Source organism: Bacillus cereus group sp. BfR-BA-01524 (assembly GCF_022662595.1).
Taxonomy (GTDB): Bacteria; Bacillota; Bacilli; order Bacillales; family Bacillaceae_G; genus Bacillus_A; species Bacillus_A thuringiensis_S.
In genome coordinates this window covers 66,166-91,511 of the sequence record NZ_JAKUDW010000006.1, presented here as the reverse complement: position 1 = coordinate 91,511, position 25,346 = coordinate 66,166, and the positions used below count along the sequence as shown (strand labels likewise).

Genomic DNA, 25,346 nt, shown 5'->3' with positions numbered 1-25,346 from the left:
AGAAGAAAATTTAAAAGGAGGTTAGGTATGTATATTGATTTTTTATTTGAAAGGTTTGAAATGAATAAAGAATGCGAAGCCATTGTTTGGAAGGAGAAAACTTACACATATGAGTGGTTTCTAAATCAAATAAAGATTTATACAAGGGAGTTAAATGAACATCGAAAGATAGATTATACAACAGTCTCTTTGGAAGCTGATTATTCTCCATACTCTATAGCAATGTTTTTAGCACTTATTGAATTAGGATGTACTGTAGTACCAATCTTAAATTCTTTGGTTGACAGTAAGAAGGAAGAATACTATGAAATAGTTGAATTAGAAAATGTAATTAAAGTTGAAAGCGGAAGCTTTGAAATAATCAATATCCAAAGGGATTACATTCAAAATGAATTATTATTACAACTGAAAAAGTTAAAACATCCAGGATTAGTATTGTTTTCATCTGGTACAACTGGACGTAGTAAAGCAATTGTACATGATTTTACATTACTTCAAAAGAAGTACAGTGTCGCAAGGAGTGCAAAACGTGTTATACCATTTATGTTATTTGATCATATTGGAGGGGTTAATACTCTCTTCCAAATTATTTCTAGCTTAGGATGTTTGGTAATAATTGATGATCGTACCCCTAATCGAGTATGTAACATGATTGAGAAACATCAGGTACAAGCTTTACCTGCATCACCAACTTTTATAAATTTACTTATACTGAGCGAGGTTTATAAAAAGTATAATTTAAATAGTTTACAGACTATTTCTTATGGATCAGAAGTTATGCCTGAGGCTACACTAAGTAAAATAAACGAAATATTCCCTCATGTTAAAATTACACAAATGTATGGGTTATCAGAATATGGGGTTTTATATTCGAAATCTAAATCTAATGACTCTTTGTGGATCAAACTAAGTGATGAGAATATTGAGTCAAGAATTGTGGATGGCATGTTGCAGATCAAATCAATGTCTACAATGATTGGTTATATTAATGCTCCAAGTCCATTTACCAAGGATGGCTGGCTTATGACAGGAGATATGGTGGAAGTAGATGGAGATTATATTAAAATTTTAGGAAGAAAATCAGAGATTATAAATATTGGCGGAGAAAAAGTATTTCCAGCTGAAGTTGAAAATGTAGTACAACTAATGGATGGAGTAGAAGAGGTTGCTGTTGTTGGTGAAAAAAATGCAATCACAGGACAAATGGTTAAGGCTGTGGTTAAATTAAATACAAATGAAAGTGTAAGTGAATTTAGAAAGCGATTAAGAGAGTTCTGTAAAGATAAACTACCATTATATAAGATTCCACAGAAAGTGGTATTAACAACTGAGAAAATGCATACAGAGCGTTTTAAAAAAGATAAGAAGGTATTTATGTAACCGAAAGTTGAAGTCCTTTTTATACAATAATTTAAAAGTAAATTATAAACCCCTTATATTTTGAAAAAAAATTTTCGAAATATAAGGGGTTCTTTTTGTTTTTTTTTTTCGGATCTAAATTGAGTAATTCATATAAATAAGCTTCTTCGCAAAATAAGAATTTACGTGTTGAGGAGAAACTTTATATTTATAGAGTTTGTTGTTGTTTATTATTACGATTCGATAGTAAGCTATCTAATGAAATAGATTGACTTTTATTTACTACAAAAAATAAAGAAACAGCCAATAATAATAAATCAAATTCATACCCTCCTATAAATCCTTGATCAAATTTCACAGTAATAATGGCTCCGACCATAAGTAAAGAAAATAAGGTTGAAATAATTCGTGTACAAAGCCCCAGAATAACTAAAATTCCACCCACTAGTTCAAGAATTGCTACTGGATATGCAAGCCAATCAAATATTCCTAGGCTGTTGAAGAAATTTTCCGTATTATGAATGCCATCTTGAAATTTTATGAGTCCATGTGCAAAAAAAGTTAACCCTAATACTAATCTAATAATGAAAAAACTTAACTCATTTTTGTTTGACAATTGATTTTCCTCCATTCAATGATTTTGAAGTACTGTTAGCCATAGATTTTTCCTTTTCCTTATTCTAATGATCTATATATGATATAGAATCAAAAAACAGTATATTTTTTTACTTTGCAATTTTACTACTTGATCACTTTTTGTTTATCGGAATAAGGTTCTATCCCTTTAATATTTATTTCAATATCCTGAAGTGCTGTATTGTTAATGGATCCTTCAATTATTCCAAATGTTTTATTTAGGATGTGACCAGCACTTTTAAACCCAACATAATGTCCACGAACCATACGTGGAAAACATGCACCAAACATGCCTTGTACTGTTATAATTGATCGGAAATGTAGAACCTCAGTAATTAATGTTCCTATCATTGCTATTTTCATTTTACTATTTGGAGGTACTTTAATAGAATGTTCAATTGAAGGAGAGGTATGAATTGATTTTGAATTGCTTTCTCCTACAAAAGTTGAAATATTAAATTCATTACCCGATTGAAATTTACCTGCGATGATAAGATCTGATTTTAAAGTTAAACCTGTAATAGATTTCGAAGTCCAAGATTGTATATTGGCCCATTGTTCTTTTATTGTCACTACAATCTCTTTTTCTTCATTATTGGGATTACATACAAATTGTTCCTGTAGGGTTATTTCATCTATTGAAGGTTTTTCAAGATCTCGAAATATAAAAGGTCCCAGCATTTTATAACAAGCGTGATCATAACATTCAGTAATAGCGGGTTTATTATGAATTGGAAACGTCTCATTATTTACTGCAATTTCATCAGGAAGTATTCCATAAAGATCTTTAAACGCATCCATTATGGAATCTGTAGTTGAATCTAATGAATCTAGATCTGAAAAAGATAATTTTTCTTGTATAATCATACTAATGCTCCTTACCTATTTGTGTATTTTATTTACTTGTTTGACCGTGGTCAAAAAACAATAAAAATATGAAGAAGAGATAAATTAATTAATAGTTTGACAGATACAATAATTAAATAACTTTTGAGAATAAATTCCATTTCATGCTGTGGGATTCCTATCAATTAATATTTGTTAGAAATTTATAAATATTTAATTGAATTTTAGGAAAATAGAGGTTGTTATTGAAAATCTAACTAAGGATAAAGTTATGGAACGCATCAATAAACGGATTATTAGGGATAGGATATAATGGGTAAATATCAGAGAGATGAATACGAACGAAAGAAAATCTTGTGGATCATAAAGATTTTAAGAGCTAGAGGTATAAATAACAGTACAGAAAAGGTTATATCAACTCTAGCTAAATGGTAAAAGCCCTGCAGGGGATGCAGGGCAAGACTAAGGGTATTGAAGAATTGTCGATTCTAAAAGTAAAGGACTTCTTGGAATATTTTAAGTTTAACACGTAATATATTAAAACGTTATATAAAGATGTTACAGAAGTGTGAATATAAAAAACTCTGATAAATATTATGAAAAAGTTGATAGTCTATAGAAGCTATAAGGGATTATATTTGCAATGGTGTCTTTATAGAGTTAATAGGGCAGGCTTTTGTTTGTCTTAGTATTCGGGAATCTAGTAGAATTCCCGAATACTAAGACGGGTTCCTGGGTATTACGAAGTATGAAAGCATCAAAAAAGCCCGTACAGAAGCACAGGCCGGTTGATACACATATCGGTAATTAAATATTAACAGAAATACTTAGTAAGTACTATTGAAAAAATAAAAAACTGCATTATCCTTAAGACGGTTTGGAGAAAATACATATAATAAAGCACCTTTATTCTTCCTAATTTTATAGCGATTGGAAAAGAGCATACTACAAATGTGTAAATTATTTTAAAGACCATGATATATCATCAAGGGCCTTATAAACATAACTATACATGCGGTAAAAGAAATATTTCGGATTGTATTTTTGTTTCCATTTCATAATAATCACCTCTCATATAAATAGTTTAATTATATTATACAGTTATTAATTCGAATGTTAAGAAAACCAGATGTGAATTAAGGTGAATTTAAACAAAATAGTTATTAAAAAAAGCTCGCTTACGGAAAGGTAGGAGAGTTTTAAAAAATGTTTCATAAAGTGGGTGGAAAGAATAAAGTACATAAATTATATTAATGTTAATATAATTTATGGTTAAAAACGGGGATTATAAAGGTTAGAATTTTTGAAAAAGATGATGTGCAACTTCATTTAGTGGAGATTACTATTAGTGCAAGAGGAAAGAATATCGGGTATAGATTGGCTTCAGCTAGTATATTTATTGATTTAAAAAGTCTATCAATAAAGCTATTCAACATTAATATATATTAATCATCCAACAGAAGTGCTTTTTTACTTATTTTATAGAATTAACACATTAAACATATATTTATACGCATTGCATTGTTACTACACGCTAAGAAATAGTAATAAAAAAACGGTATTGATGAAACTGTATAAAAATAAAAAGAATCCTAATAGGGGTAATTCTTTATGGAAGTTGAGTATGACAAACCTCCTTGGATATATAGGATATTTTAATATATTGTTGGTCTATTTAAAAGGAAAAACATAATTGGGTACATTGGATTAGAGGATATCTATATAAATAGGTAGAATCTAATTATTTGGTTCACATTTTAATCCAAGGGGTACAAATTCGATGCGACATGAAAAGGATTTGTTGAAACAATGGAAGGCGGATTTGCAAGCTATTCAAGAAGAGAAAAGGCTGAAGAAGAAGGCTAAGAAAAAGAATAAGAAATATAGCATTCCGGGTAATACGGCTGACTTCATGGATGGTAAGAATACTTATCGTAAAGATAATGGGGTATGGAAGCAAAGAAATAAATAATGTGAGGATAAATAAGTTTGATTAAGTTTATAGAAATTATCGGAGGCGCTTCCTTGATCTGGAAGGCGTCTTGTTTGTTGTTAATATTACAAAAATCTTAGATTAAAAATTATACAACAACATTTTAACGCCGTCCTAAATTTTGAATGGGGTTAAAATGTTTGAGGTTTCAAATTTTACTCACTTTATTGTCTTTTTATAATATGTATCAACTCCTATTTCACTGATGTTCTGTAGTTTTTCTTGATGATATCTCGCATGTTTAGGATAAAGAATAGAAGGAAAACCAAAGCTATGATTCCGTAAACCAAGTAGTATGTATATCCTGTTGAGAATCCAGTATAGAAAGAAAAGGAATTCCAAACTAAAAGGATTGTTGAACAGATAGTAGAGATCAATAATGAACCAAAACTCCTCATGATTGTCACCTCGATTCAGAATGTTAGTGGTCAATTTATAATTTAACATTTAAATAAATAGATTTAAATAGGGCAGGATGCAGTAAAATAATATAAAGGAATCATTGTGAGGCAAGGATTATGGATAGGTAGCGAATCCACTGCTTTTTTATTTTAAATAGAAAAAGGAATCTCGAAAGATCCCTTTTTCTAATTCCGATATATCTTAATCGCATATAAGTAAAGATATGTAACATTATATAACAATATAAAAATATAAACAATAAGAAAATATAAAAAATAAGTATTTTAGTTAACATAAGGAAGAATTATACAAATTACTTCCTACTAGTACAGAGAGTGGTGGGTGACCTTAGGGAGATAAGGATTTACGACGTTATTACCATAATTAACATTATACCCTTACAGAAAATGTGCTTTTATTTAAAGGGAAATTTTTAGGGGTAGCGCCACATACCCATCAACTTAAGAATTCAGAATTACCCCGAAATGAAAAAATGAGCAATTTTGTTACAAGTTAGCACAAAATTTCGTTCTGGGGGTACTATAAAATTGTAGCTTGATGGAGATTTGATGTTACCCCTATAAAGGTATGGTTTTCGTACTTTTAAATACAATTATGTCACTTAAGTAATGTGAGCGTCGCTGCTATTACATTGTCCACAAATGAACGTTGGGGGCGAGATTTCATCATAACCGTTAGACCGATTAACGCTACAATTAGTGCCTGTGCCAAAGACTTTGCATCTGTGTTGAATTCCAGCTCACCTGATTGGATTCCTCGTTCGATTGTCTCCTGAAAAATGACGGCGAGGTACATTTGATGTTCTCTTGTCAAAATTTCAAATCTCTCATCATGAGGTGCTAGTTCAACCATTGTATTGATACAAAAACAACCTTTACTAAGATCCCCTGCGTATTCTTCATTGACGACATCGGCAAAGAAAATAGAAAATGCCTCTTTTACAGAGGAGTGACTTTGAAGCCTATTTCGTATATCAGAGGCCCGAGACATTGTATACCTGCGAAGTGCGGCTTCAAATAATTCTTTCTTATCTCCAAAAGTCGAATAAATACTAGGGCGTTGAATGCCCATTCTAGAAGTAAGATCACTTAAGGAGGTAGCCTCATATCCTTTCTCCCAAAATAACTGCATTGCTGCATCTAAAACTTGATCCTCATCAAATTCACGGGTTCTTGCCATTAAGAATTCTCCTCCTCAAACTTTGATTTTATTAATTGTTTTAGGATAGGTGTGTAGGTAATTACAATTGTTTTTTATTACCAAACAGTATGTAATTATTATATAATTAGCTATTCTTTATGTCAAATCAAGATCCATTCATTTAATGCAACATTAACTTTAGTGCGAAAAACGTTGACAGCATGAATAAGGCTAAGTTATATTTACCAGTAATCATATTGTACTGAACGGTATGTTATGGTTGAAAATCTAATGTGATCGGAGGTTAAGGTATGTGCAAAACAGAGACAAATATAGAAGATGATCCACTCTACACTAAGATAAGTCATAAATCTTCCATAACAAAACCTAATTTGAATCAACAGCCATCTATGTCGCACGCTTTGGTATTATTGTTTGCGACTGCCTGTGGAATGTCTGTTGCTAATATTTACTTTGCACAGCCGTTGCTTGATCAACTATCTAATGAGTTTGGTATTAACCATTCCATTATTGGTGTTGTTATTACCATTACACAAATTTTTTATGGATTGGGCTTACTACTACTCGTACCGCTTGGAGATTTGCTAAACCAGCGACGTCTAATTGTCGGTCAGATGCTATTATCTACAACAGCTATGGTTATAGTTGGTACTGCTTCCTCCAGCATGGTACTTTTCGCAGGTATGGCTTTGGTGGGTCTGCTTGCAGTTGTGACACAGACTCTCGTGGCATTTGCAGCGACCATCGCTTCCCCTACAGAAAGAGGACGTGTCGTTGGCATTGTAACAAGTGGGATAGTTATTGGCATACTTCTCGCACGTACTTTTGCTGGTATATTAACAGATGTTGCGGGATGGCGTTCTGTATATCTATTTTCTGCAGCGCTCATGCTTTTGATGGTTTTTATGTTTATAAAGATGTCGCCCAATGTTGAGCGCGAGGTAAAATCGCTATCCTATCCTCAGTTGATTAGATCGGTGCTTGCTTTGTTTATTCAAGAACGAACGTTACGCGTTCGCTCCGTTCTAGCCATGCTGATTTTTGCTGATTTCAGCATTTTGTGGACTTCACTAGTACTGCCACTTAGTACACCGCCAATTGCTCTATCTCATAGTGCAATTGGCGCATTCGGTCTTGTAGGTGTCGCTGGAGCCTTGGCTGCGGCACGGGCAGGGAAATTGGCCGATCAAGGTTACGGACAACGAACGACAGGTATTGCTTTAGCTCTATTATTGATTTCATGGTTGTTCATCAGCTATATAGAGCAGTCATTAATCGCATTAGTGATAGGGATAGTTCTACTTGATTTGGCCGTACAAGCAATACATGTCACGAATCAAACCATGATCCTTCCATTGCATACAGAAGCACGGAGTCGACTTACTGCTGGATATATGATGTTTTATTCTATCGGCAGTGCTGGTGGTTCAATTGCGTCGACTCAAATATACGTACACTTTGGCTGGGGAGGGGTTTCCTTACTCGGAGCCTCTGTGAGTGCTTTAGCTCTTCTTTTTTGGGCTATGACCAGACGAGTTAAGATTTTATGAAATAAACGTGTGTTAGCCAATATGAGAAACACGTTACTACCATAAAGGAAATGATTAATTTTTTTTACTTAAAATCTAATTGGACTAGGAGAGATAACAAATGGAAATAGGTATTACGTCTTTTGTAGAAACGAAACCAGATGTTCATAGTGGTGAAGTGATAAGTCACGCACAGCGATTACGTGAAGTTGTTGAAGAAATCATTCTTGCTGATCAAGTAGGACTTGATGTGTTTGGTGTTGGTGAGCACCATAGGAAGGATTATGCAGCATCCTCTCCAGCGATGGTTCTATCAGCGGCGGCACCACAAACGAAAAAAATACGGCTCGCGAGTGCAGTAACCGTGCTTTCTTCAGCTGATCCTGTGCGCGTTTTTCAGGATTTTTCTACACTGGATGGCATTTCAAATGGACGCGCAGAGATTATGGCGGGTCGTGGCTCCTTTATCGAATCTTTTCCATTGTTTGGCTATAACTTGAAAGACTATGAAGAACTGTTTGAAGAACATTTGGACCTACTGCTCAAAATACGTCAGTCCGAAAAAGTGACTTGGGAAGGCGGACATAGACCAGCAATCAATAATTTAGGTGTGTATCCAAGACCTGTTCAAAATCCTTTACCTATATGGGTTGGTAGCGGTGGGAATCAGGAATCTGCTATCCGTGCCGGTTTTCTGGGATTACCACTTATGCTGGCGATTATTGGTGGTAGCCCAATGCACTTTGCACGAATTGTACAGCTATATAAGAAAGCAGCGGCTCACGCTGGTCATGATGTATCAAAGCTTCAGGTGGGATCTCATTCAATTGGATTTGTTGGAGAGAATACGGAATTGGCAGCAGATACATTTTTCCCTTCCACTCAGGCAGGCATGAATAAACTTGGTAAAGAGCGGGGGTGGCCTTATTATGATCGTTCCAGCTTTGATGCTGCACGAAGTTTTGAAGGGGCGTTGTATGTTGGTGATCCAGATACAGTCGCCGAAAAAATCATTCATCTTCGTAAGCATGTAGGGATTACACGCTTTATGATGTATGTACCATTAAGTACCATGCCGCATGATCAGGTCATGCGTACCATAGAATTGCTTGGAACAGAAGTTGCCCCTCGTGTAAGAGAGGAGATTGCCAAATGGGAAGCTGAAGGAGAACAGGGGACACATCTATTCCGTTAATTATTCCATAAGGATTACATCAAGTTTCATTATTTAACTGGAGGAATCTATATGAAAATTGACAGTCGAGTATTACCAGAATTAAAACAGGCTTTCTCACAATTTCCAGGCTTTCAATTAGAGGGGGATTTAGAGGCGAGTCGAAGTCTCTTGTCGAATCCACATTTGGAAAAATCAGAGCTTGTAAACATGACCAAGCGAATGATTCCTGGCGCAGCCGGCGAGATGTTAGTTAAAATTTACGAACCCGTTGAGAAGAATAAGAATCTTGATAAACTTCCAGCTATGCTGTGGATTCACGGTGGTGGATACGTAATGGGCCACCCTGATATGGACGATGTTTTGTGTGAACGCTTTGTTCAGACTGCTGAATGCGTTGTTGTGTCTGTCGATTATCGACTTGCGCCCGAACATCCTTATCCAGCGGCTATTGAAGATTGTTATGCAGGCTTGGTTTGGATGACAAATGAGGCAGACTCGCTTGGAATTGATGTGAATCGAGTTGCGATTGCCGGTGCAAGTGGAGGCGGTGGACTAACAGCAGCGCTTGCATTAATGGCTCGTGATAAAGGAGGTCCATCTATTATTTTTCAGATGCCGCTTTATCCGATGCTTGATAGCCACAACATAACACCATCAAGCTATGAGATTATAGAAGACAATGCAACATGGAATAGATCAAACAATTTAACGGCTTGGAATATGTACTTGGGAAAGAAGAACGATACTAACGAACCATCTCCCTATGCGGTACCTTCGAGAGCAGACAACTTAGCAGGACTACCGCCAACTTATACATGTGTAGGTCAACTCGATTTATTCCGAGATGAAATTATTGAATATGTAACACGACTTGCACAAGCAGGAGTAGATGTTGAATTTCATCTCTACCCCGGCTGCTTCCATTGTTTTGAAGTATTTGTGCCTGAAGCCGAAGTGAGTCTGCGTGCCAGTCAGAATTATTTTGATGCGATGGCACGGGCGCTTCATCCATAATTTATCTTACTTCAGTCATCGGGGTGTTCAACTGAAGGCATGAGTGATAGCTCTAAATTTATTCAATGAGTAGAGATTACAGAAAGAAGTACAAATAGTGCCACCATATACTTTAAATTTTGCCCCTTACTCATTGATTAAAAACAGGAAATACTTCAAAGGTGGAATAGTTAACCAAGGTTTCAAAATAGTGTGCTAGCAATTCAACTTTTTTACTGCAGTTACGATGATAAGCACAATCAACACTTTGGAGCGTTTTTTTCGTAATTCGAGTTGCTTTTTTAATCGCATTCATACTAAACAGCAGCAGGAAAGGGCGCCAATTGAACATTGGTACCGTTTATAAGAAGCGATAGACTGCATCCTTAGCTGGATCTTCATTTCAAGCTCGAAAAAAATAGAATTAAGTTCTTTTGGTAGTTAATGATATTGGTTATTTTGAGCTATTGTAGTTAAGGCACCTCTTCTGTGGTAGTGATTTCTAGGTAATCTCACTATACCAAGGATCGAGGTGTTTTTCATTTTACTCAAGTTGTACAGTACACAATTGATAGACTCTAAATTCAATATAGGTAAATCTCCCAGCTTATTTTATAGGTGCGAAAGTTGAGTTATTTAATTCCCATCTTAATGAAGAATTATTGAAATATATTTCTCCATTAGAATGGGAACACATCTTGTCAATTGAGTGGAAAATTAGTTTGAAAGGAACACTTGAATTCTACAGGTCGATAAATCAAGAAACTGTATTACTTTGGTTAATCAACATACGTGTTAATTTATCATTTTAGCCAAGAAAACTCCTCCCTCAAGGAACGCGAAGTGAGTAGGTGGGAGATGAATTGGCTTCGAACAAGGGATGGCAGAAAGCCATCTTAATTGTTCGACATACATAAAGTGTTACTTCACTATCCACCGAATATACGTTTGGTATATAATAGTCATATACCGAAATGGAGGTGAATCAAATAATAATTAATAAAGCCTATAAGTTTCGTATCTATCCAAATCAAGCACAAACAATTCTAATTAACAAAACAATAGGTTGTTCTCGCTTTGTATTCAATCATTTCCTATCCCTATGGGATTACGCATACAAAGAGACTGGAAAAGGTTTAACATATGGTACATGCTCTGCCAAACTTCCTGCCATAAAGAAAGAGTTTGTTTGGCTCAAAGAAGTGGATAGTATTGCGATTCAGTCGTCTGTTCGCAACCTTGCGGATGCATATACACGATTTTTCAAAAAACAAAATAGTGCCCCGCGTTTCAAATCCAAGAAGAATAACATACAATCTTATACCACAAAACAAACAAATGAAAATATCGCCGTTGTAGGGAACAAAATAAAGTTGCCGAAACTAGGCCTTGTTCGATTTGCCAAAAGTCGTGAAGTAGAGGGACGTATTGTAAATGCGACTGTTAGACGAAACCCTTCTGGTAGATATTTTGTGTCACTATTAGTTGAAACAGAAGTACAAGAGCTTCCGAAAACACATTCTTATATTGGAATAGATGTAGGACTAAAAGATTTCGCTATTTTGTCAGATGGAAACCCCTATAAAAATCCGAAGTTTTTCCGATCATTGGAGGATAAGTTGGCGAAAGCACAGCGTGTGCTTTCTAGAAGAATGAAAGGATCTTTTCGCTGGAATAAACAACGAGTAAAGGTAGCTAGAATTCATGAATACATATCAAATGCTAGAAAAGATTACTTGGATAAAATCTCAACTGACATCATCAAAAACCACGATGTGATTGGTATAGAGGATTTGCAAGTATTGAATATGTTAAAGAATCATAAGTTAGCAAAAGCAATTAGTGAGGTATCATGGTCACAATTTCGAACTATGTTGGAATACAAAGCAAAATGGTATGGCAAACAAGTCATTGTCGTATCGAAAACATTTCCTTCCAGCCAATTATGTTCTTGTTGTGGATATCAAAATAAAGACGTTAAAAATTTAAACCTACGTGAATGGGACTGTCCTTCTTGTTGTACACACCATGATAGGGATATTAACGCAAGTATCAATATAAAGAATGAAGCGATAAGGCTTCTAACCGCAAGGACTGCGGGGTTAGCCTAATCAACTAGAGTTCGATAGAACTCTTTACTTAGGAATCCCTCACTTCTAAACGAAGTGAAAGTGGGGGTAGTTCAAAGTATAATGATTGCTTGAAATAATGCGGTGAAAAACAGGGAAAAGAGGGAAACTATGCCTACTATACTAGTTGCTGACGACGATGCGAACATTCGCGAACTCGTCTGTTTATTTCTACGCAACGACGGATTCGCAACAGCTGAAGCAGCGGATGGCAAGGAAGCGTTGGCTGTCTACATCTCAAAGAATGTCGATCTTGTCGTACTTGACATTATGATGCCAATTATGGATGGTTGGACGTTAAGCAAGGAGCTCCGAAGAGCCAATCCTGATCTACCTTTACTTATGCTGACTGCGAGAGGAGAAACATGGGAGAAAGTGAAAGGTTTCGAACTTGGAACGGACGATTATTTAACCAAACCATTCGATCCGTTAGAGTTGACGGTTCGTGTTAGGGCACTACTCAAACGATACAAGATTGGCTCCACGCAGACGATCCATTTAGGGAACGTCATCCTTGATCGACAGACCTATAAGGTGATGAAAGGGACGGAGTCGCTTACGTTGCCGCTAAAGGAGTTCGAATTGCTGTATAAGCTCGCTGGAACACCCGGACAAGTCTATACGCGCGTGCAGTTGATCGATCAGATTTGGGGTATCGATTACGCCGGAGATGATCGAACGGTAGACGTACATATTAAACGGCTGCGTGAACGGTTCGCGACAACACCCGATTTTCGGATCGAAACGGTGCGCGGACTTGGGTATCGGCTTGAGGTTTATGAATGATCAGATCCTTATATATACGTGTTGTCCTGACATTTTTAGTCTCCATCATCGGGGGCACGATCATTTCTTTTTTGGTGTCAACTTGGATATTCGAGGATAAATTGAACGAAAACGCTCAAATCAACTCACGTAACTTTGGCCAAGACATCGTCCGGATTTACAAGACCTTTCCGTTACGTGAAGCGGACTTGTTCGTAAGTGAAATGAAGCAGCTCGATTCTTATTATATTCGAATTTACGAAGCAACGGGTCAGTTCAAGTCTTACGGTAAACTTCACGGACACAAACCTGCGCCTGTGACGATGGAGCAACTAAAGAAAGTATTAGATGGAGGTGTTGTTCAGGACACTCCTAATGGTATTGCCACGGTCCTCTTAGGGCTGCCGTTGAAAACGGAAATGGGAACGAAAGCGATATTTTTGGAAGCGCTCGCCCCTCCTTCAGCCTCTTTTGTCACAAAGTGGGCAGTGGTCTTTGCAACATGTTCGTTGATTGCAGGAAGCTTATTGATTCTAGTTGCCTCTGTATTCCTGGTAAGACCGATAAAAAAGCTGACAAAAGCGACCAGGCGGATAGCATCTGGAGATTTCAACGTCAAGTTGAATATTAAGCAAATGAGTGAGCTGGGTACTTTGGCTCGCAGCTTCGAAGAAATGATGCACGATCTGCAGCAACTTGAGCAGATGCGCAGGGAATTCGTAACGAACGTGTCGCACGAGGTTCAGTCTCCGCTCACTTCGATATCCGGTTATGCTCTAGTACTTAAGCAAGTTGACCTCTCAGAACACGAACGAAGCCGTTATCTTGATATTATCATCGCTGAAGCGAAAAGGATGTCCAAAATGAGCGATAACCTGCTAAAGCTGAGTTTTCTTGAATCGCAGTCAAAGCAACTACGGCTCGTCACGCTCAGCCTCGATGAACAAATCCGACGGATAATTGTGGCGCTACAGCCACAATGGTCTGCTCGCGATATACATTTCGAGCTTGATTTACAGACGGTTAAAGTAACGGCTGATCATGACCTGTTAAATCAGGTATGGACGAATATCCTCAGAAATAGCATCAAATTTTCCGAGGATGCCGGCGTGATTAACGTAAGTATCAAACAAGATACCAAAAACGTGACAATCCTAATATCCGACACTGGTATTGGTATTCACCTTGACGACCAGAAGCGTATATTCGAGCGTTTTTTTAAGGCCGATCGTTCCCACAGTCGTAAGTATGACGGAAGTGGTATGGGACTCGCTATCGTTAAACAGATCGTGTCGCTTCATCAAGGTGACATCCGAGTGAAAAGTGAACTTGGTCAAGGAACGACCTTCATTGTCACCTTGCCAATCACTACACCAACAGATTAGTTAGATTCATTCTCTATGCTACGACTCATATGCAAGCTTACTAGCATATAGAGCCGTAGCATTTTTTTTGCAGTTCATATTCAGTTCATATTGTCGTCATGGTGAGTACATCTTCATTGATTAAGTTTTCATTACAGGCACATAAAGCAAGGCAAACAGATCAGGACAGGAGAAGATGACAGTGACACAACAAGAGGAAAAGAAAACGCTGAGTGGAATGAAAATAAAGAAAGTGCGAAGCATCTTACTTAAAACCATAGGAGCAATCGTTCTAGCCATTGTACTTTTTTTAGGTATTGTTTATATCGTAAATGTGATGAGTAGTCATTCGGAGCAAAAACGAATAGTGCCCTACGGGCAGCACGTATCTGTAGACGGGAAAAACATGAATGTGTTAATACAAGGCGAGGGCGAGGAAACAATCGTGCTCCTGCCTGGTTATGGAACAGCTACTCCAGGGCTTGATTTTAAGCTTCTTATCGATGAATTATCTCCATTTTACAAAGTTGTTGCGGTAGAGCCTTTCGGTTATGGATTAAGTGATGAAACTGTAAAAGAGCGAACCACGGAGAATATGGTAAGTGAAGTTCATGAAGCTCTACAGCAGCTTAATATTAACAGATACATGCTCATGGGCCACTCCATTACAGGTATTTATGGAATTGATTATGTGAACAAATATCCAAACGAGGTGACTGCATTTGTCGGAATCGATAGCAGTGTTGCAACACAACCGGGTATGGATATCAATTTCCCATTAAAAACGTTTGCATATCTCAAAAAATCAGGTCTCTTAAGATTGGCTATGAAAATTAGTGCTGACCCCTATGCTGGACTGGCATTTGATGAAAAAACCGTAGAGCAAATGAAAATGATTTCGAATAAAAACATGTATAATGACACAACCTTGAATGAGATGGACCATATTTCGTCTAATTTTAAAGGGGCTCAAGGTTTAATCTTCCCTAAATATCTTCCACTTCTTCTCTTTTTACAAGCGAATAATGAAGATGTAGCAGGGTGGATACCTCTGCATGAAGGGCAGATAAAAGACTCGGTACATGGAAAAGTAGTAACCATGGATGGATCACATTATTTACACCATACCAAATTCAAAGAAATCGCTGAAAACGTTAGACTATTTATGAAAGAAGTAAAGTAAGTGTTGAGAGAAAGGTTCATTCGTTATTTTATGCATTTGTCTACAGTCTGCAAGACCATCATTTCGATGGTCTTTTTTATCATTTTAGCCAAGAAGACTCCTTCCTCAAGGAGCGTGAAGGGTCACAGCCCAGTGAGTAGGTGGGAGATGAATTGGCTTCGAACAAAGGATGGAAGAAAGCCATCTTAATTGTTCGACATACAGAAAGTGTTACGCCACAATCCTATTTTTGAACCTGTTCAAAAATATACTGTTGCATTTTATGGGCAAGCTCAATTGCACTTCTATCCTTATCACCTTTTAAAGTCCAGTTTATGTGTACCATAGCATTAGCGGTGTACAATTGAGCCAGATAGTCAATAGAGGCACTAGAATCGCTTAGTTTTTCGTTCAAGTAAGAAAGACAAGTTTGGTATAAAATTGTCTCCAATTCAACACGTAAATCTGCAAAAGGGACATGTACATTTAACAGAGTAGCAATCTCTGTCTTATTTGCAGCAATTTGGTCCATAATCATTTCAAGTACTTGAGCAACATTGCCTTGATTCCCAGACTTAAAGCGTAATTTTATTTCATTTTTTAAAAAAACGGCATATTTATTTACTATTTTCTCCATCAAATCATACTTATCTACATAGTGACTATAAAAAGTGGATTTGCTAATTAACGAACGGCTACAAATGTCTTTTATTGTAATTTGATTGAAATCTTTTTCATTCAAGAGGATAATTAGTGCTTCTGAAATATTTTTTTTAGTCTTGTATATTCGAACGTCCTCTTCCATAAAATCAATCCCCCTTAAAAAGAAGCTTTTCGAACCATTAGAATACATATTGTTCGATTTCCTACTTATTAAACTCTTTTGTTTATTGTTAGACAAGATAGATTCCATTACCATTGTTTTGTAATTAATAAGAGGAGGAATAAAATGTTTAAAAACTATGTTACCAATGAGCAATTTAATTTGCAAATCAATCGTTTCTTAAATGACTACTATCAGGAGGATGAAAGGGCAAGCAGTGATTTAAAAGGTATTATTCCAAGACTAACCGATATAGAAAGCTGGTATGAAACTTGGCTAGAATATGCGATAAAGCGAGAAGAACAGTACCATTATGATCTTGCATCTGTCTACTATCAAGCTGCTGAATTTTATCTAACTCCATCAGATCCTAACAAAAATAGAATGTATCAAAAATATCGCGAGACCTTCTATAAAGGTTTTAGTGATTTTGACTATGAACCCTATCAAGTCCCATATGAGAATTCCTTACTTCCAGCAGTTAAATTAATTGAACCTGGTGCCAATAAAACGTTACTGGTATTTGGTGGCTATGATTCCTATATGGAAGAAATGGTTAAGATGATGAATTTCATTAGAGGAATTGACTATAATATTATCGTCTTTGATGGTCCTGGGCAAGGGTCAGCATTAAAAAATGGTTTGAAATTCATTCATAACTGGGAAAAACCAGTTGCTGCAATAATTGACTACTTTAAATTAAATCGTGTCAGCATTATGGGAGCTTCCTGGGGAGGCTATTTAGCAATGCGTGCTGCTGCATTTGAAAAAAGGATTGACAAAGTGATTGCATTTAATATTTTCTATAGCGGTCTTGATGCATTAAAAATTCGGATGCCGGATGACGTCTGGAATAGGCTGACTACCCTTTTGACTGCTAATAAAGCAGCTGATGTCAATGCAATGATTGAAAATATGATGGCCACAAATATCGACTTAAAGTGGAAAATTATAAAAGGTATGGAAAACACAGGTGAGAAAACACCATTTACATTGATTAAAAATTTTGAGAAACATACGATGGCTGGAATAAGTCAGTTTATTAATCAGGATGTATTGCTTCTGGCTGGAGAAGATGATCAGTATGTTCCAATCAGTCGTCTACCGCAAATCCAGCATGAACTGTGTAATGCAGCTTCAATTACTACGAAAGTCTTTACCAAAGAAACCGGTGGTGAACAACACTGTCAGGCTGGCCATCGAGACTTGGCTTTTAATGAAATGAAAAATTTTCTTAAATAGAGGTTACACCCCGTGCCCATCAACCTAAGAATTCAGAATTACTCCAAAACGAAAAAATGAGCTTTTTTGTTACAAGTTAGCAAAAAATTTAGTTCTGGGGGGAAATATAAAATTTTAGCTTGATAGCAATGTGGTGGTACCCCTTTTAGCAAAAAAAATCAAAAAAATATGTGAAGTCAATGATATTGTAGTAGTAAGTATAATAGATGTGGAGGATAGAGATTATGAATGATGATTTTTTGACCGAATGGATGCTTGGAGGTAAGACACCTAGTAATTACTTTTTATATAATACGTTTGATATCAATGGAATAAATAAATTTGTACATTATTTGCATTCGATACAAAAGATAGAAGGATATGGTGTAGTATTTTGCTTTCTAAATAAAAATTTATATTTAGGGAAAAGAATTAAATTGTCAGGAATGATTAGAACTAAATCTATTCAGGAGTACGCAGACTTATGGATAAGGGGTGAAAAGCCTAATGATTTATGGGAAATGAAATCATTAGAATGTGAGCCAATTAAAGAAAAAGAAAGTTGGAAAGAATATTCGATAATTGTAGATATCCCTATTGATGTAAAACGTTTATCTGTAGGATTAACCCTGAAAGGTGAGGGACATATATGGTTCCACAGTATGAAAGTTGAGATAATAAAGTAAAAGTAGGAGGAAAGAAGTATAGTATTGTAGCATTATTTAGATAAATAAGGTGATAAAAAATGGAATAAAGGTATAGTGAATATTTTCCATTTTAATATTGTTTCTTAATAATATTAAAATGGAGGGCTGCTAGTATATAAATTGTTATCGTTACAAGAATAAAAAGATATAAAAAAGAGTTTTTAAATATGAAGATGATATTTGCAACGTTTGCAGCATGCACATGCCTAGGTTTATCAACAATCAGTGCATCCGTTGCATCTACAGAAACATCAGGGGAAGTTAATCTTAACTCTATTTTAATAGAGTATCGAGAGAAAGGTTTAGTAGATATATACAGATTCTCACCAACTCAACTCTTTATTAAGGAAATGGTGATGCTTTTAGGCACTCTTTTTGGAATGCAGCCCTTGCTAAAGAATTAGGTGCTATTAAAGGTCGTGATGTGGGTGTTGCAAGAGCAAAAGTTTGGACAGATGCCCATGAGCAATATTCTAATGGCGTTGATAAGGAAATGGACTTGTATAATAATGAAGTTGGTAGAACGATTGCTTACAACAATTATTCCTGGAGTATTAATCAATATAGTAGTCACATAAGAAATGAAGTTGCAAATGGTTCAATGGTTAGAATTGTTGAAGACAAACTAGTTAGAACAAATGGCGATCTTTAATAAAATATCTTAATAAAAAGAAGTTATACTGCATAAATGCGTTTTTTCTTTCGTATAAGGCAAAATCAATATAAGATAAGAGAATTCATATGAAATAATACCTTATAGAAAATGAGAATAATCTATAGGGTATTTTTAATATAAAGAGAGAATAGTTGGAATAAGTGAAGATAGAGGGGTGTAATTATTATTCTAAAAAACAAACAACAAGTTCGCACGAAATACCAATTTTACGAACAATAGGGTATTCATATAAAGATCTAATAACAGTATCTAGGGATTTCGGGCTTAGTTTCATGAATCTTCGTATGTTTGCATGTGCCTATATAGTTTATATTTTATATAGAAATTATTAAAATTTGAGTTACTCATTAATAATTTCTATAGCAAATTACATATTACTTTATAAGATTTTTTCTCACGTTGATTTAATTAACTCCCTATAATCATGATTAAATAAGCTAATTTATATTTTTATAAAGACTTTTAAACTATATTCATGTATTGATCTTTTGTATGAATTTATATATCAAAATTGTTTTAAGTTACATACATTTTATGTTGTTTTTGTACTAATTTTTATGGTCAAATACAAATTTCTCACTTAATTATCTATAATTTTATTTGAGTAAATACATTATTCTATTCACTATTGAGTATATTTTAGTATTTCATAATTTAATTATGTAAATAAGTTTGTGTAAAAATTGAATTTAATGCGAACTTGTGTTCGCTTGCCTTTTCTGTTATAGTATATATGAGGTGATTTTTATGGATTATAGCAAACAACGTCAAAAATCCGTACATCGTAAGAAATTATACGAGAATTTAAATGAAATGCCCTTTTACATAGAAGAATTTGTGGAGTACAAAGAATTGCATGATGCCTCTCCCTCCACCCTACTGAATTATGTATATGATTTTAGAGTCTTCTTTAATTGGCTATTATCTGAACAAATTATTGAATTTAAGCCTATTAAAGACATATCCTTCTCTGATTTGGAGAATTTAAAGAAAAAAGATGTTGAGAACTTTATGAGGTTTTTAAAACTACAACAAAACATGCAGAATTCCTCTGTTAACAGAAAAATTTCGGCCTTAAAGTCTTTATTTAAGTACCTCACCTCCCTATCTGAGAATGAAGATGGAGAATGCTATTTTTATAGAAATGTAATGGCTAAAATTGAAATACATAAAGATAAAGAAACATTAAATGCTCGTGCAAAACGTATGAGATCTAAAATATTCCATAATGATGATGATCAAGAATTTCTGAATTATGTTAAGTACGAACATGAAAAAGCTTTAACAAAACATCAGTTATTCTATTTCCTAAGAGATAAGGAGCGTGATGTAGCTATCCTTTCCCTCTTTCTTGGTAGTGGTATTCGTGTAAGTGAATTGGCCGATCTTCGTATGGAAGATATAAACTTAAAAGAAAGACTAATTGATGTAATTCGAAAAGGAAACAAAGAAGATTCCGTTTGGATTACCCCAATTGCATTAAAGGATCTTGAAAAATATATGGAGATTAGAGATAACAAATATGCTCCAGGGAAAGAATTACAAAATGTGTTTTTATCGAAGTATAAACATACTGCACAGCCTCTTTCTGTTAGGGCTATCCAAGATATAGTAGAAAAATATACTAAAGCCTTTGGCAAAAAAATGTCTCCTCATAAATTAAGACATACATTGGCAAATAAGTTATATATGGAAGAAAAAGATTCGTTACAAGTGATGCAGCAACTTGGGCATACGAGTCAAGATACAGCGTTGTTATACACTCAACTTGGGGAAACAACTATCAAAGATAGTTTAGGCAGAATAGGGAAAGAAAAATAATAAAAGGTTCAGCTCTCCTCTCTATGATTGCTGAACCTTTTATTATTTAGTGTAATTTTCAATTTTATTATGTAAAAAATACATAGTTTATCTGTCGCTTTGTTTGGGATATGAATGATGAAAAATATTGATAAAATATTTGAAAAACTACCTTTAATTTGAATGTACGTATATAAATCCATAAATTTCAATTAGATAACCAACATTATTATCTGTATACCATGACTTATGCCCTTCTCTCTTGAGAAATATTATGGGTTATCTTCATTACCTTGCTTCATATAAAATTTTTCTAAATCAAACTTTAATTCGAAAATGAATGCTTGTTCATTTCAAAGATTGCAAAGTAAAAAGGCACCTAAATCAGGTGTCTTTTTGCAAAAATCATTTCCTAATCTTTGTTTAAATAATTTAAGATTTTGCGATACCTACATCACTAAATGCTTTCTTAACAACTTGTTCTGTGTTTTGGGGCATTTTCCCTTCGGTTATAAGTACTTTCGCTGCTTTTAGAATTTCTTCAAAAGCATCATGGAAATCAGAATTTGGATGAAGATGAGGCCATGCCTTGTACCATAAGATTGCAGCATTATCTGTTCCTATTCCCATAGACACGAGAAAAAATGCTTTGTTTGGAATACCACTGTTAGTATGCACGATATAACTTTGCCTTTTTTCTTCTGTTTCAAAATTAAGATTGCTACCATCATCATATTTATCCATGTGATTCGGTTGAGAATCATGATCATTTGCAGTTCCTGGTTCTTTCATTGAACGAAGAGCTTTTCCAGGAAATTTAGGACCAATAATTTTGTCACCTATTAGCCAATCGGCATTTTGAGCATTTTGACCCAAATGATATTGTTTTATTGCACTACCCATACAATCAGAAAAGCTTTCGTTAAGGGAACCAGGTTGATCATGATATTCGAGTTTAGATGTATACTGCGTTACACCATGACTCATTTCATGGCCTATAACATCAATTCCTGCTGTAAAATCTATAAAAATTTTACCATCACCATCACCAAAAACCATCTGCTCTCCATCCCAAAATGCATTCATAAAATGCTCACTAAAATGAACGTTAAAAATAAGATCCAGCCCTAAATTATCAATTGAATTACGATATAATACATTTTTATAATACTCTAAAATGACTTGTCCAGCATCATATGCATGATTCACATCCTCATCATCTGTAGGTGAATCTCCCTCATCTCGAACTAATTTATGCTGACGTTCTTCCGTGTGTTGACAATCATAAACATGTCTAGTAGGTTTATGCTCTCTATTGTTATCCAATGTAGATTCCATTATTTGTTGATTTTTAATTATACTCTTTCTTTCCTCATGAATTTTCCTAGTATGTTCTAAGCTTTTTTGGGCTTTTTCGCTCCCTTTTTCTGCAAACTTTTCCAATAAGTATTCTGGAACAATACTTTCAATTTTTCTCATAATAATCATCTCTTTTCTATAACAATAGGTATTTTATATCCAAAAGAACTCAATATTTGTTAATTTCCTTCCCTAATTCTCATCCAGTGGGAATAAAAAAGCATCTCTATGGGTTGGTTAATAGAAAAATGACTACTCTAATAATAAATATTACTTCCTATATTTTTCTGCAAATTTTTATTCGTAATGTGCACCATTATAATTTACAAAACCCACTGGGTGATGCGTGAAATGTATGACTGGATCACCTGGATTCCCAATTCCTACTTTTACATGTGTTTTATCAACATATTCCCCTTGTAATTCGATTTCTGCACCTTCTTTTAAGCCTGGAATTGGATTTTTCAACCCTAATTTATCTCCAAAACGAATTGCACAGAAGGCTTCGTTTTCTACTAAAGATTTTTTTGCACCTTTTATATCAATAACTTTTATATTATTAATTAAAAAATGCTGATGTGTTCCGCCTTCTGAATTAGAATCATCTTCTTCAACTAATTTTATTGTTGCTTTTACATGCACAATTGGAGCATGAAATGAAAGTGGATTTCGATGATGCTCCATAAAATGATCCGCTAACGTATTACCAAAATGTGGATGTTGTTGTAAATGTTCACTCATAGTTGTCATCTCCATTTCTTAATTCTACTTACATCTGTTAATAATTTGAAAGTATAACGTTTTTTTAATGACACTAATCTTTTTGTGGATTTTAACCAACTAATTTTCACTTTTAATCAGATGGATTTTCATTTGTCTACTTTATAAATTGGTCTAAACTTATTAAACCAACAAATTCATACCCAAATCCTAATCCTTTTGGTTTTAAAATAACTGTATCTAAAAAAACAAACGATTGAATAGAGTTATCAAAAGAATAATCATGAGCGATGAATACCCTATTTACCTGCGAGTTAGGTTCTGTTTCAAATATTCTAATTAGCTTTTCTTTTACTAGTCTCTGTTGTTTATTTGGACTATCAATATTTAAGTTGTTAATCTCAGCTAATTCATCCATCACTTCTATATTTTGTTCCCCAAAAGCCAATTTGCCTGTGTCTTTAGTTCGACAATAAGGGCTTGTAAATACGGGGTATTGAACGGGTACTTTTTGTTTTCTAAAGATTTCTCCTAATTTTTCAGATTGTTTTTTTCCATTATCGGTTAAATTGCTTTGTGTTTTGCAATCTTTCAGATTTAGTACTCCTCCTGGTTCTCTTTCCTTTTCCCCATGCCTTAGATATAGATTATATCCGCCAGCTTTAATGGCTTTTAATAATGAAAAATCTAATGTCTCTGTGTTTCACAGTTCTGTATTATCCATTTTCCTAATCCTTCTTTCTTATTTAAAGAAACTAATTCTAGAATTTATTTAAATTAACAGCTATAGTCATTCTATTTTACATTATTTAAATTTAACATTATGATGTAACGTTTGTTAGTCCCGATAATAAACTTTATAAATTTATCTTATTTGAAACACACTCTATCCTTAAATGCGTATGACACCAAATACTAAATGAAATTTCAAATTATCTTTTAGGAATTTTACTGGAATAATACTGTATACTGATGTTAATACTAGTAACCCTATAACTTCTATTTTATTCTTTTGCCAAATCTAACAAACCATTACCTACTAAACGCTTAGACTCAGCAAGGGGTGTTGTTCTTTTAATCAATTGTGCATAAATTTCATCCTCAGATAACGTTCTATCGAATTCCTGTTTACTTTCACAAAGTTTAATAATTAATGCTGAACCACCTGAAATATGTGGAGTTGCCATTGACGTCCCACTTAATCTTGCATAGCCTCCACCTTTGTAAGTTGATAAAATCCCTACTCCAGGCCCAACTAAATCTACATTTTTGTTTGATTCACTGAAAATAGCTATTTTTTTATTTAAATCAACAGCACCAACTTCTACAACCTCCTGATATGAACCAGGGTAGCTAAGCATATCAGTTTGATGCCCCCTATTACCAGCTGCACAAACAACTAATATATCGTTATTCACTGCATTTTTTACAGCTTGATGTAGTTCTGGTACATCTTGAGGTCCGCCTAAAGACATAGAAATAACTCTTACTTTTTCTCCATTAGGGCCTCTCCAGTTTACTGCGTAATTAATCCCATTTATTATCCACTCATAGGATCCTTTACCATTTCCCGCTAAAATTTTTAGAATAAGTAGCTTAGCTTGTGGGGCTACTCCTAAAACACCTTGATTATTTTCTGTAGCAGCAATCGTTCCCGCCACATGCGTTCCATGACCATTTAAATCAGAATAATTATTAGGATCACTATTATTATCAGTAGTAAAGTTTTTCCCTCCAATAATACGATCCTTTAAATCCACATGATCAGTTTGACATCCAGTATCTAGGACTGCAACCACAATGTCTTTTCCTTTTTCACTTTTTTCCCATACTGCCGGAGCATTTATAAATTTGACGCCTTCAGGTATTTCACTGACTTCACTAACAACTTCCAACACTTCAAAAGGTATTAACCCTACTTCGTTACTCTTTACATCATTTGAATTATTTTGACTCATATCTTCACCTCATATAATAGATTTTGATTGCTTTTAAACAATCAAAATCTATTCTCTACATATATCTCACTAAATATGCAACTCATATACAGATTGCTCTACAAATCTTCAAAGCGATAGTATTTAAAAGACATTCTCTTAGTTTATAGTTTAACTTTGTGTCCCTTTATTTGATAAAAAATCTATATGCAACTATATATAAAAACCACCGATAAACCACTGTGAAATCAGTAATTCTAGATCCTTTAAATATTTTCTCGAAGAGAGATATTTAAAGGATAAACCGAATAACTCTCCGTAATTTATTTAATATTGTTAAATAAAAGCTAATTTCACTGTTATAAACGCTCTTCATAGCTTCCATACATTTTTATTAATATATACATAAAATAATATATTGTATTTATCAACTATTATTCATAAACTTTTTGATTATAAATTTTTAATAGAAAAAATATTTTTTCTCACATTTTTACTAACATAACTTTAGAATAAAAAATAAAATACAGATAATACTATATTCTGTTTAAATAAATTTTTAGGAG

21 protein-coding genes and 1 pseudogene are annotated in these 25,346 nt (G+C 34.5%); 13 read left to right on the top strand and 9 right to left on the bottom strand.

Annotation, left to right across the window (positions count from 1 at the left end):
* Window positions 1-27 precede the first annotated feature (27 nt).
* Entirely contained in the window at window positions 28-1,380 is a 1,353-nt protein-coding gene (locus MR170_RS03495) for an ANL family adenylate-forming protein (RefSeq protein WP_043938565.1), read from the top strand.
* Window positions 1,381-1,567: 187 nt separating this feature from the next.
* Here MR170_RS03495 and MR170_RS03490 read toward each other — a convergent pair whose 3' ends face one another.
* Window positions 1,568-1,975: a DoxX family protein gene (locus tag MR170_RS03490; protein WP_016082894.1), complete on the bottom strand. Its 408-nt coding sequence runs from the start codon at window positions 1,973-1,975 to the stop codon at window positions 1,568-1,570.
* Window positions 1,976-2,100: 125 nt separating this feature from the next.
* Window positions 2,101-2,862 carry a hydralysin-2 gene (locus MR170_RS03485; protein WP_098451821.1) on the bottom strand — a complete coding sequence of 254 codons (762 nt, stop codon included), beginning with the start codon at window positions 2,860-2,862 and terminating at the stop codon, window positions 2,101-2,103.
* Between the two features lie 1,759 nt (window positions 2,863-4,621).
* Between MR170_RS03485 and MR170_RS03480 the strand changes: the two genes are divergently transcribed.
* On the top strand, window positions 4,622-4,813 hold the full coding sequence (locus MR170_RS03480; protein WP_001215520.1) for a hypothetical protein: 192 nt from the start codon (window positions 4,622-4,624) through the stop codon (window positions 4,811-4,813).
* A 215-nt stretch (window positions 4,814-5,028) separates the two neighbouring features.
* Here the strand turns inward: MR170_RS03480 and MR170_RS03475 are convergent, their stop codons facing one another.
* Together MR170_RS03475 and MR170_RS03470 are read right to left on the bottom strand one after the other, a co-directional pair.
* Window positions 5,029-5,232 carry a hypothetical protein gene (locus tag MR170_RS03475; protein WP_242307222.1) on the bottom strand — a complete coding sequence of 68 codons (204 nt, stop codon included), beginning with the start codon at window positions 5,230-5,232 and terminating at the stop codon, window positions 5,029-5,031.
* Window positions 5,233-5,854: 622 nt separating this feature from the next.
* On the bottom strand, window positions 5,855-6,436 hold the full coding sequence (locus MR170_RS03470) for a TetR/AcrR family transcriptional regulator (RefSeq protein WP_002066413.1): 582 nt from the start codon (window positions 6,434-6,436) through the stop codon (window positions 5,855-5,857).
* Window positions 6,437-6,708: 272 nt separating this feature from the next.
* On the opposite strand from MR170_RS03470, the gene MR170_RS03465 reads away from it, so the two are divergent.
* From MR170_RS03465 to MR170_RS03435, 7 genes are all read left to right on the top strand, one after another.
* Window positions 6,709-7,968 (top strand): MFS transporter, encoded by a 1,260-nt coding sequence (locus MR170_RS03465; RefSeq protein ID WP_242307217.1) that lies wholly within the window; start codon window positions 6,709-6,711, stop codon window positions 7,966-7,968.
* Window positions 7,969-8,068: 100 nt separating this feature from the next.
* Window positions 8,069-9,142 carry an LLM class flavin-dependent oxidoreductase gene (locus tag MR170_RS03460; RefSeq protein WP_242307215.1) on the top strand — a complete coding sequence of 358 codons (1,074 nt, stop codon included), beginning with the start codon at window positions 8,069-8,071 and terminating at the stop codon, window positions 9,140-9,142.
* A 51-nt stretch (window positions 9,143-9,193) separates the two neighbouring features.
* Window positions 9,194-10,138, top strand: coding sequence for an alpha/beta hydrolase (locus MR170_RS03455; protein WP_000687288.1), 945 nt, complete (start codon window positions 9,194-9,196; stop codon window positions 10,136-10,138).
* Between the two features lie 953 nt (window positions 10,139-11,091).
* Entirely contained in the window at window positions 11,092-12,228 is a 1,137-nt protein-coding gene (gene tnpB / locus MR170_RS03450; RefSeq protein ID WP_242307214.1) for an IS200/IS605 family element RNA-guided endonuclease TnpB, read from the top strand.
* A gap of 129 nt (window positions 12,229-12,357) precedes the next feature.
* Window positions 12,358-13,032, top strand: coding sequence for a response regulator transcription factor (locus tag MR170_RS03445; RefSeq protein ID WP_016082882.1), 675 nt, complete (start codon window positions 12,358-12,360; stop codon window positions 13,030-13,032).
* Window positions 13,029-14,396 carry a sensor histidine kinase gene (locus MR170_RS03440; RefSeq protein WP_242307210.1) on the top strand — a complete coding sequence of 456 codons (1,368 nt, stop codon included), beginning with the start codon at window positions 13,029-13,031 and terminating at the stop codon, window positions 14,394-14,396. The genes MR170_RS03445 and MR170_RS03440 overlap by 4 nt, the downstream gene beginning before the upstream one ends.
* A 181-nt stretch (window positions 14,397-14,577) precedes the next feature.
* A complete protein-coding gene (locus MR170_RS03435) occupies window positions 14,578-15,558 on the top strand; it encodes an alpha/beta hydrolase (protein ID WP_000193668.1) in 981 nt (326 codons plus the stop codon).
* Window positions 15,559-15,781: 223 nt separating this feature from the next.
* Here the strand turns inward: MR170_RS03435 and MR170_RS03430 are convergent, their stop codons facing one another.
* Entirely contained in the window at window positions 15,782-16,342 is a 561-nt protein-coding gene (locus tag MR170_RS03430) for a TetR/AcrR family transcriptional regulator (protein ID WP_242307209.1), read from the bottom strand.
* A gap of 144 nt (window positions 16,343-16,486) precedes the next feature.
* On the opposite strand from MR170_RS03430, the gene MR170_RS03425 reads away from it, so the two are divergent.
* The 4 genes and pseudogenes from MR170_RS03425 to xerS all read left to right on the top strand — a co-directional run bounded on the left by MR170_RS03425 (window position 16,487) and on the right by xerS (window position 20,785).
* The gene (locus tag MR170_RS03425; RefSeq protein WP_242307208.1) at window positions 16,487-17,602 is read left to right on the top strand and encodes an alpha/beta fold hydrolase; all 1,116 of its coding nucleotides are present in this window, start codon (window positions 16,487-16,489) and stop codon (window positions 17,600-17,602) included.
* Between the two features lie 224 nt (window positions 17,603-17,826).
* Window positions 17,827-18,267, top strand: a complete 441-nt coding sequence (locus MR170_RS03420) for a hypothetical protein (protein WP_000997155.1) — start codon at window positions 17,827-17,829, stop codon at window positions 18,265-18,267.
* Window positions 18,268-18,694: 427 nt separating this feature from the next.
* A pseudogene (locus MR170_RS03415) lies at window positions 18,695-18,940 on the top strand (DUF6973 domain-containing protein); the annotation flags it as partial.
* A 771-nt stretch (window positions 18,941-19,711) separates the two neighbouring features.
* Complete coding sequence (gene xerS, locus MR170_RS03410; protein WP_000386598.1) at window positions 19,712-20,785, top strand: tyrosine recombinase XerS; 1,074 nt, start codon at window positions 19,712-19,714, stop codon at window positions 20,783-20,785.
* A gap of 411 nt (window positions 20,786-21,196) precedes the next feature.
* Here xerS and MR170_RS03405 read toward each other — a convergent pair whose 3' ends face one another.
* The 4 genes from MR170_RS03405 to MR170_RS03390 all read right to left on the bottom strand — a co-directional run bounded on the left by MR170_RS03405 (window position 21,197) and on the right by MR170_RS03390 (window position 24,801).
* A complete protein-coding gene (locus MR170_RS03405) occupies window positions 21,197-22,243 on the bottom strand; it encodes a M4 family metallopeptidase (RefSeq protein WP_242307207.1) in 1,047 nt (348 codons plus the stop codon).
* A 177-nt stretch (window positions 22,244-22,420) separates the two neighbouring features.
* Window positions 22,421-22,864, bottom strand: coding sequence for a hypothetical protein (locus tag MR170_RS03400; RefSeq protein WP_097913793.1), 444 nt, complete (start codon window positions 22,862-22,864; stop codon window positions 22,421-22,423).
* Window positions 22,865-23,000: 136 nt separating this feature from the next.
* Window positions 23,001-23,510: a histidine phosphatase family protein gene (locus tag MR170_RS03395; RefSeq protein ID WP_346749462.1), complete on the bottom strand. Its 510-nt coding sequence runs from the start codon at window positions 23,508-23,510 to the stop codon at window positions 23,001-23,003.
* Between the two features lie 337 nt (window positions 23,511-23,847).
* Window positions 23,848-24,801, bottom strand: a complete 954-nt coding sequence (locus tag MR170_RS03390) for a S8 family peptidase (protein ID WP_000081358.1) — start codon at window positions 24,799-24,801, stop codon at window positions 23,848-23,850.
* Between the last annotated feature and the right edge of the window lie 545 nt (window positions 24,802-25,346).

Coding starts and splice junctions, on each gene's coding strand:
- MR170_RS03495 (WP_043938565.1), top strand. CDS start 28: ATGTATATTGATTTTTTATTTGAAAGGTTTGAAATGAATAAAGAATGC.
- MR170_RS03485 (WP_098451821.1), bottom strand. CDS start 2,862: ATGATTATACAAGAAAAATTATCTTTTTCAGATCTAGATTCATTAGAT.
- MR170_RS03480 (WP_001215520.1), top strand. CDS start 4,622: ATGCGACATGAAAAGGATTTGTTGAAACAATGGAAGGCGGATTTGCAA.
- MR170_RS03475 (WP_242307222.1), bottom strand. CDS start 5,232: ATGAGGAGTTTTGGTTCATTATTGATCTCTACTATCTGTTCAACAATC.
- MR170_RS03470 (WP_002066413.1), bottom strand. CDS start 6,436: ATGGCAAGAACCCGTGAATTTGATGAGGATCAAGTTTTAGATGCAGCA.
- MR170_RS03465 (WP_242307217.1), top strand. CDS start 6,709: ATGTGCAAAACAGAGACAAATATAGAAGATGATCCACTCTACACTAAG.
- MR170_RS03460 (WP_242307215.1), top strand. CDS start 8,069: ATGGAAATAGGTATTACGTCTTTTGTAGAAACGAAACCAGATGTTCAT.
- MR170_RS03455 (WP_000687288.1), top strand. CDS start 9,194: ATGAAAATTGACAGTCGAGTATTACCAGAATTAAAACAGGCTTTCTCA.
- tnpB (WP_242307214.1), top strand. CDS start 11,092: ATGGAGGTGAATCAAATAATAATTAATAAAGCCTATAAGTTTCGTATC.
- MR170_RS03445 (WP_016082882.1), top strand. CDS start 12,358: ATGCCTACTATACTAGTTGCTGACGACGATGCGAACATTCGCGAACTC.
- MR170_RS03440 (WP_242307210.1), top strand. CDS start 13,029: ATGATCAGATCCTTATATATACGTGTTGTCCTGACATTTTTAGTCTCC.
- MR170_RS03430 (WP_242307209.1), bottom strand. CDS start 16,342: ATGGAAGAGGACGTTCGAATATACAAGACTAAAAAAAATATTTCAGAA.
- MR170_RS03425 (WP_242307208.1), top strand. CDS start 16,487: ATGTTTAAAAACTATGTTACCAATGAGCAATTTAATTTGCAAATCAAT.
- MR170_RS03420 (WP_000997155.1), top strand. CDS start 17,827: ATGAATGATGATTTTTTGACCGAATGGATGCTTGGAGGTAAGACACCT.
- xerS (WP_000386598.1), top strand. CDS start 19,712: ATGGATTATAGCAAACAACGTCAAAAATCCGTACATCGTAAGAAATTA.
- MR170_RS03405 (WP_242307207.1), bottom strand. CDS start 22,243: ATGAGAAAAATTGAAAGTATTGTTCCAGAATACTTATTGGAAAAGTTT.
- MR170_RS03400 (WP_097913793.1), bottom strand. CDS start 22,864: ATGAGTGAACATTTACAACAACATCCACATTTTGGTAATACGTTAGCG.
- MR170_RS03390 (WP_000081358.1), bottom strand. CDS start 24,801: ATGAGTCAAAATAATTCAAATGATGTAAAGAGTAACGAAGTAGGGTTA.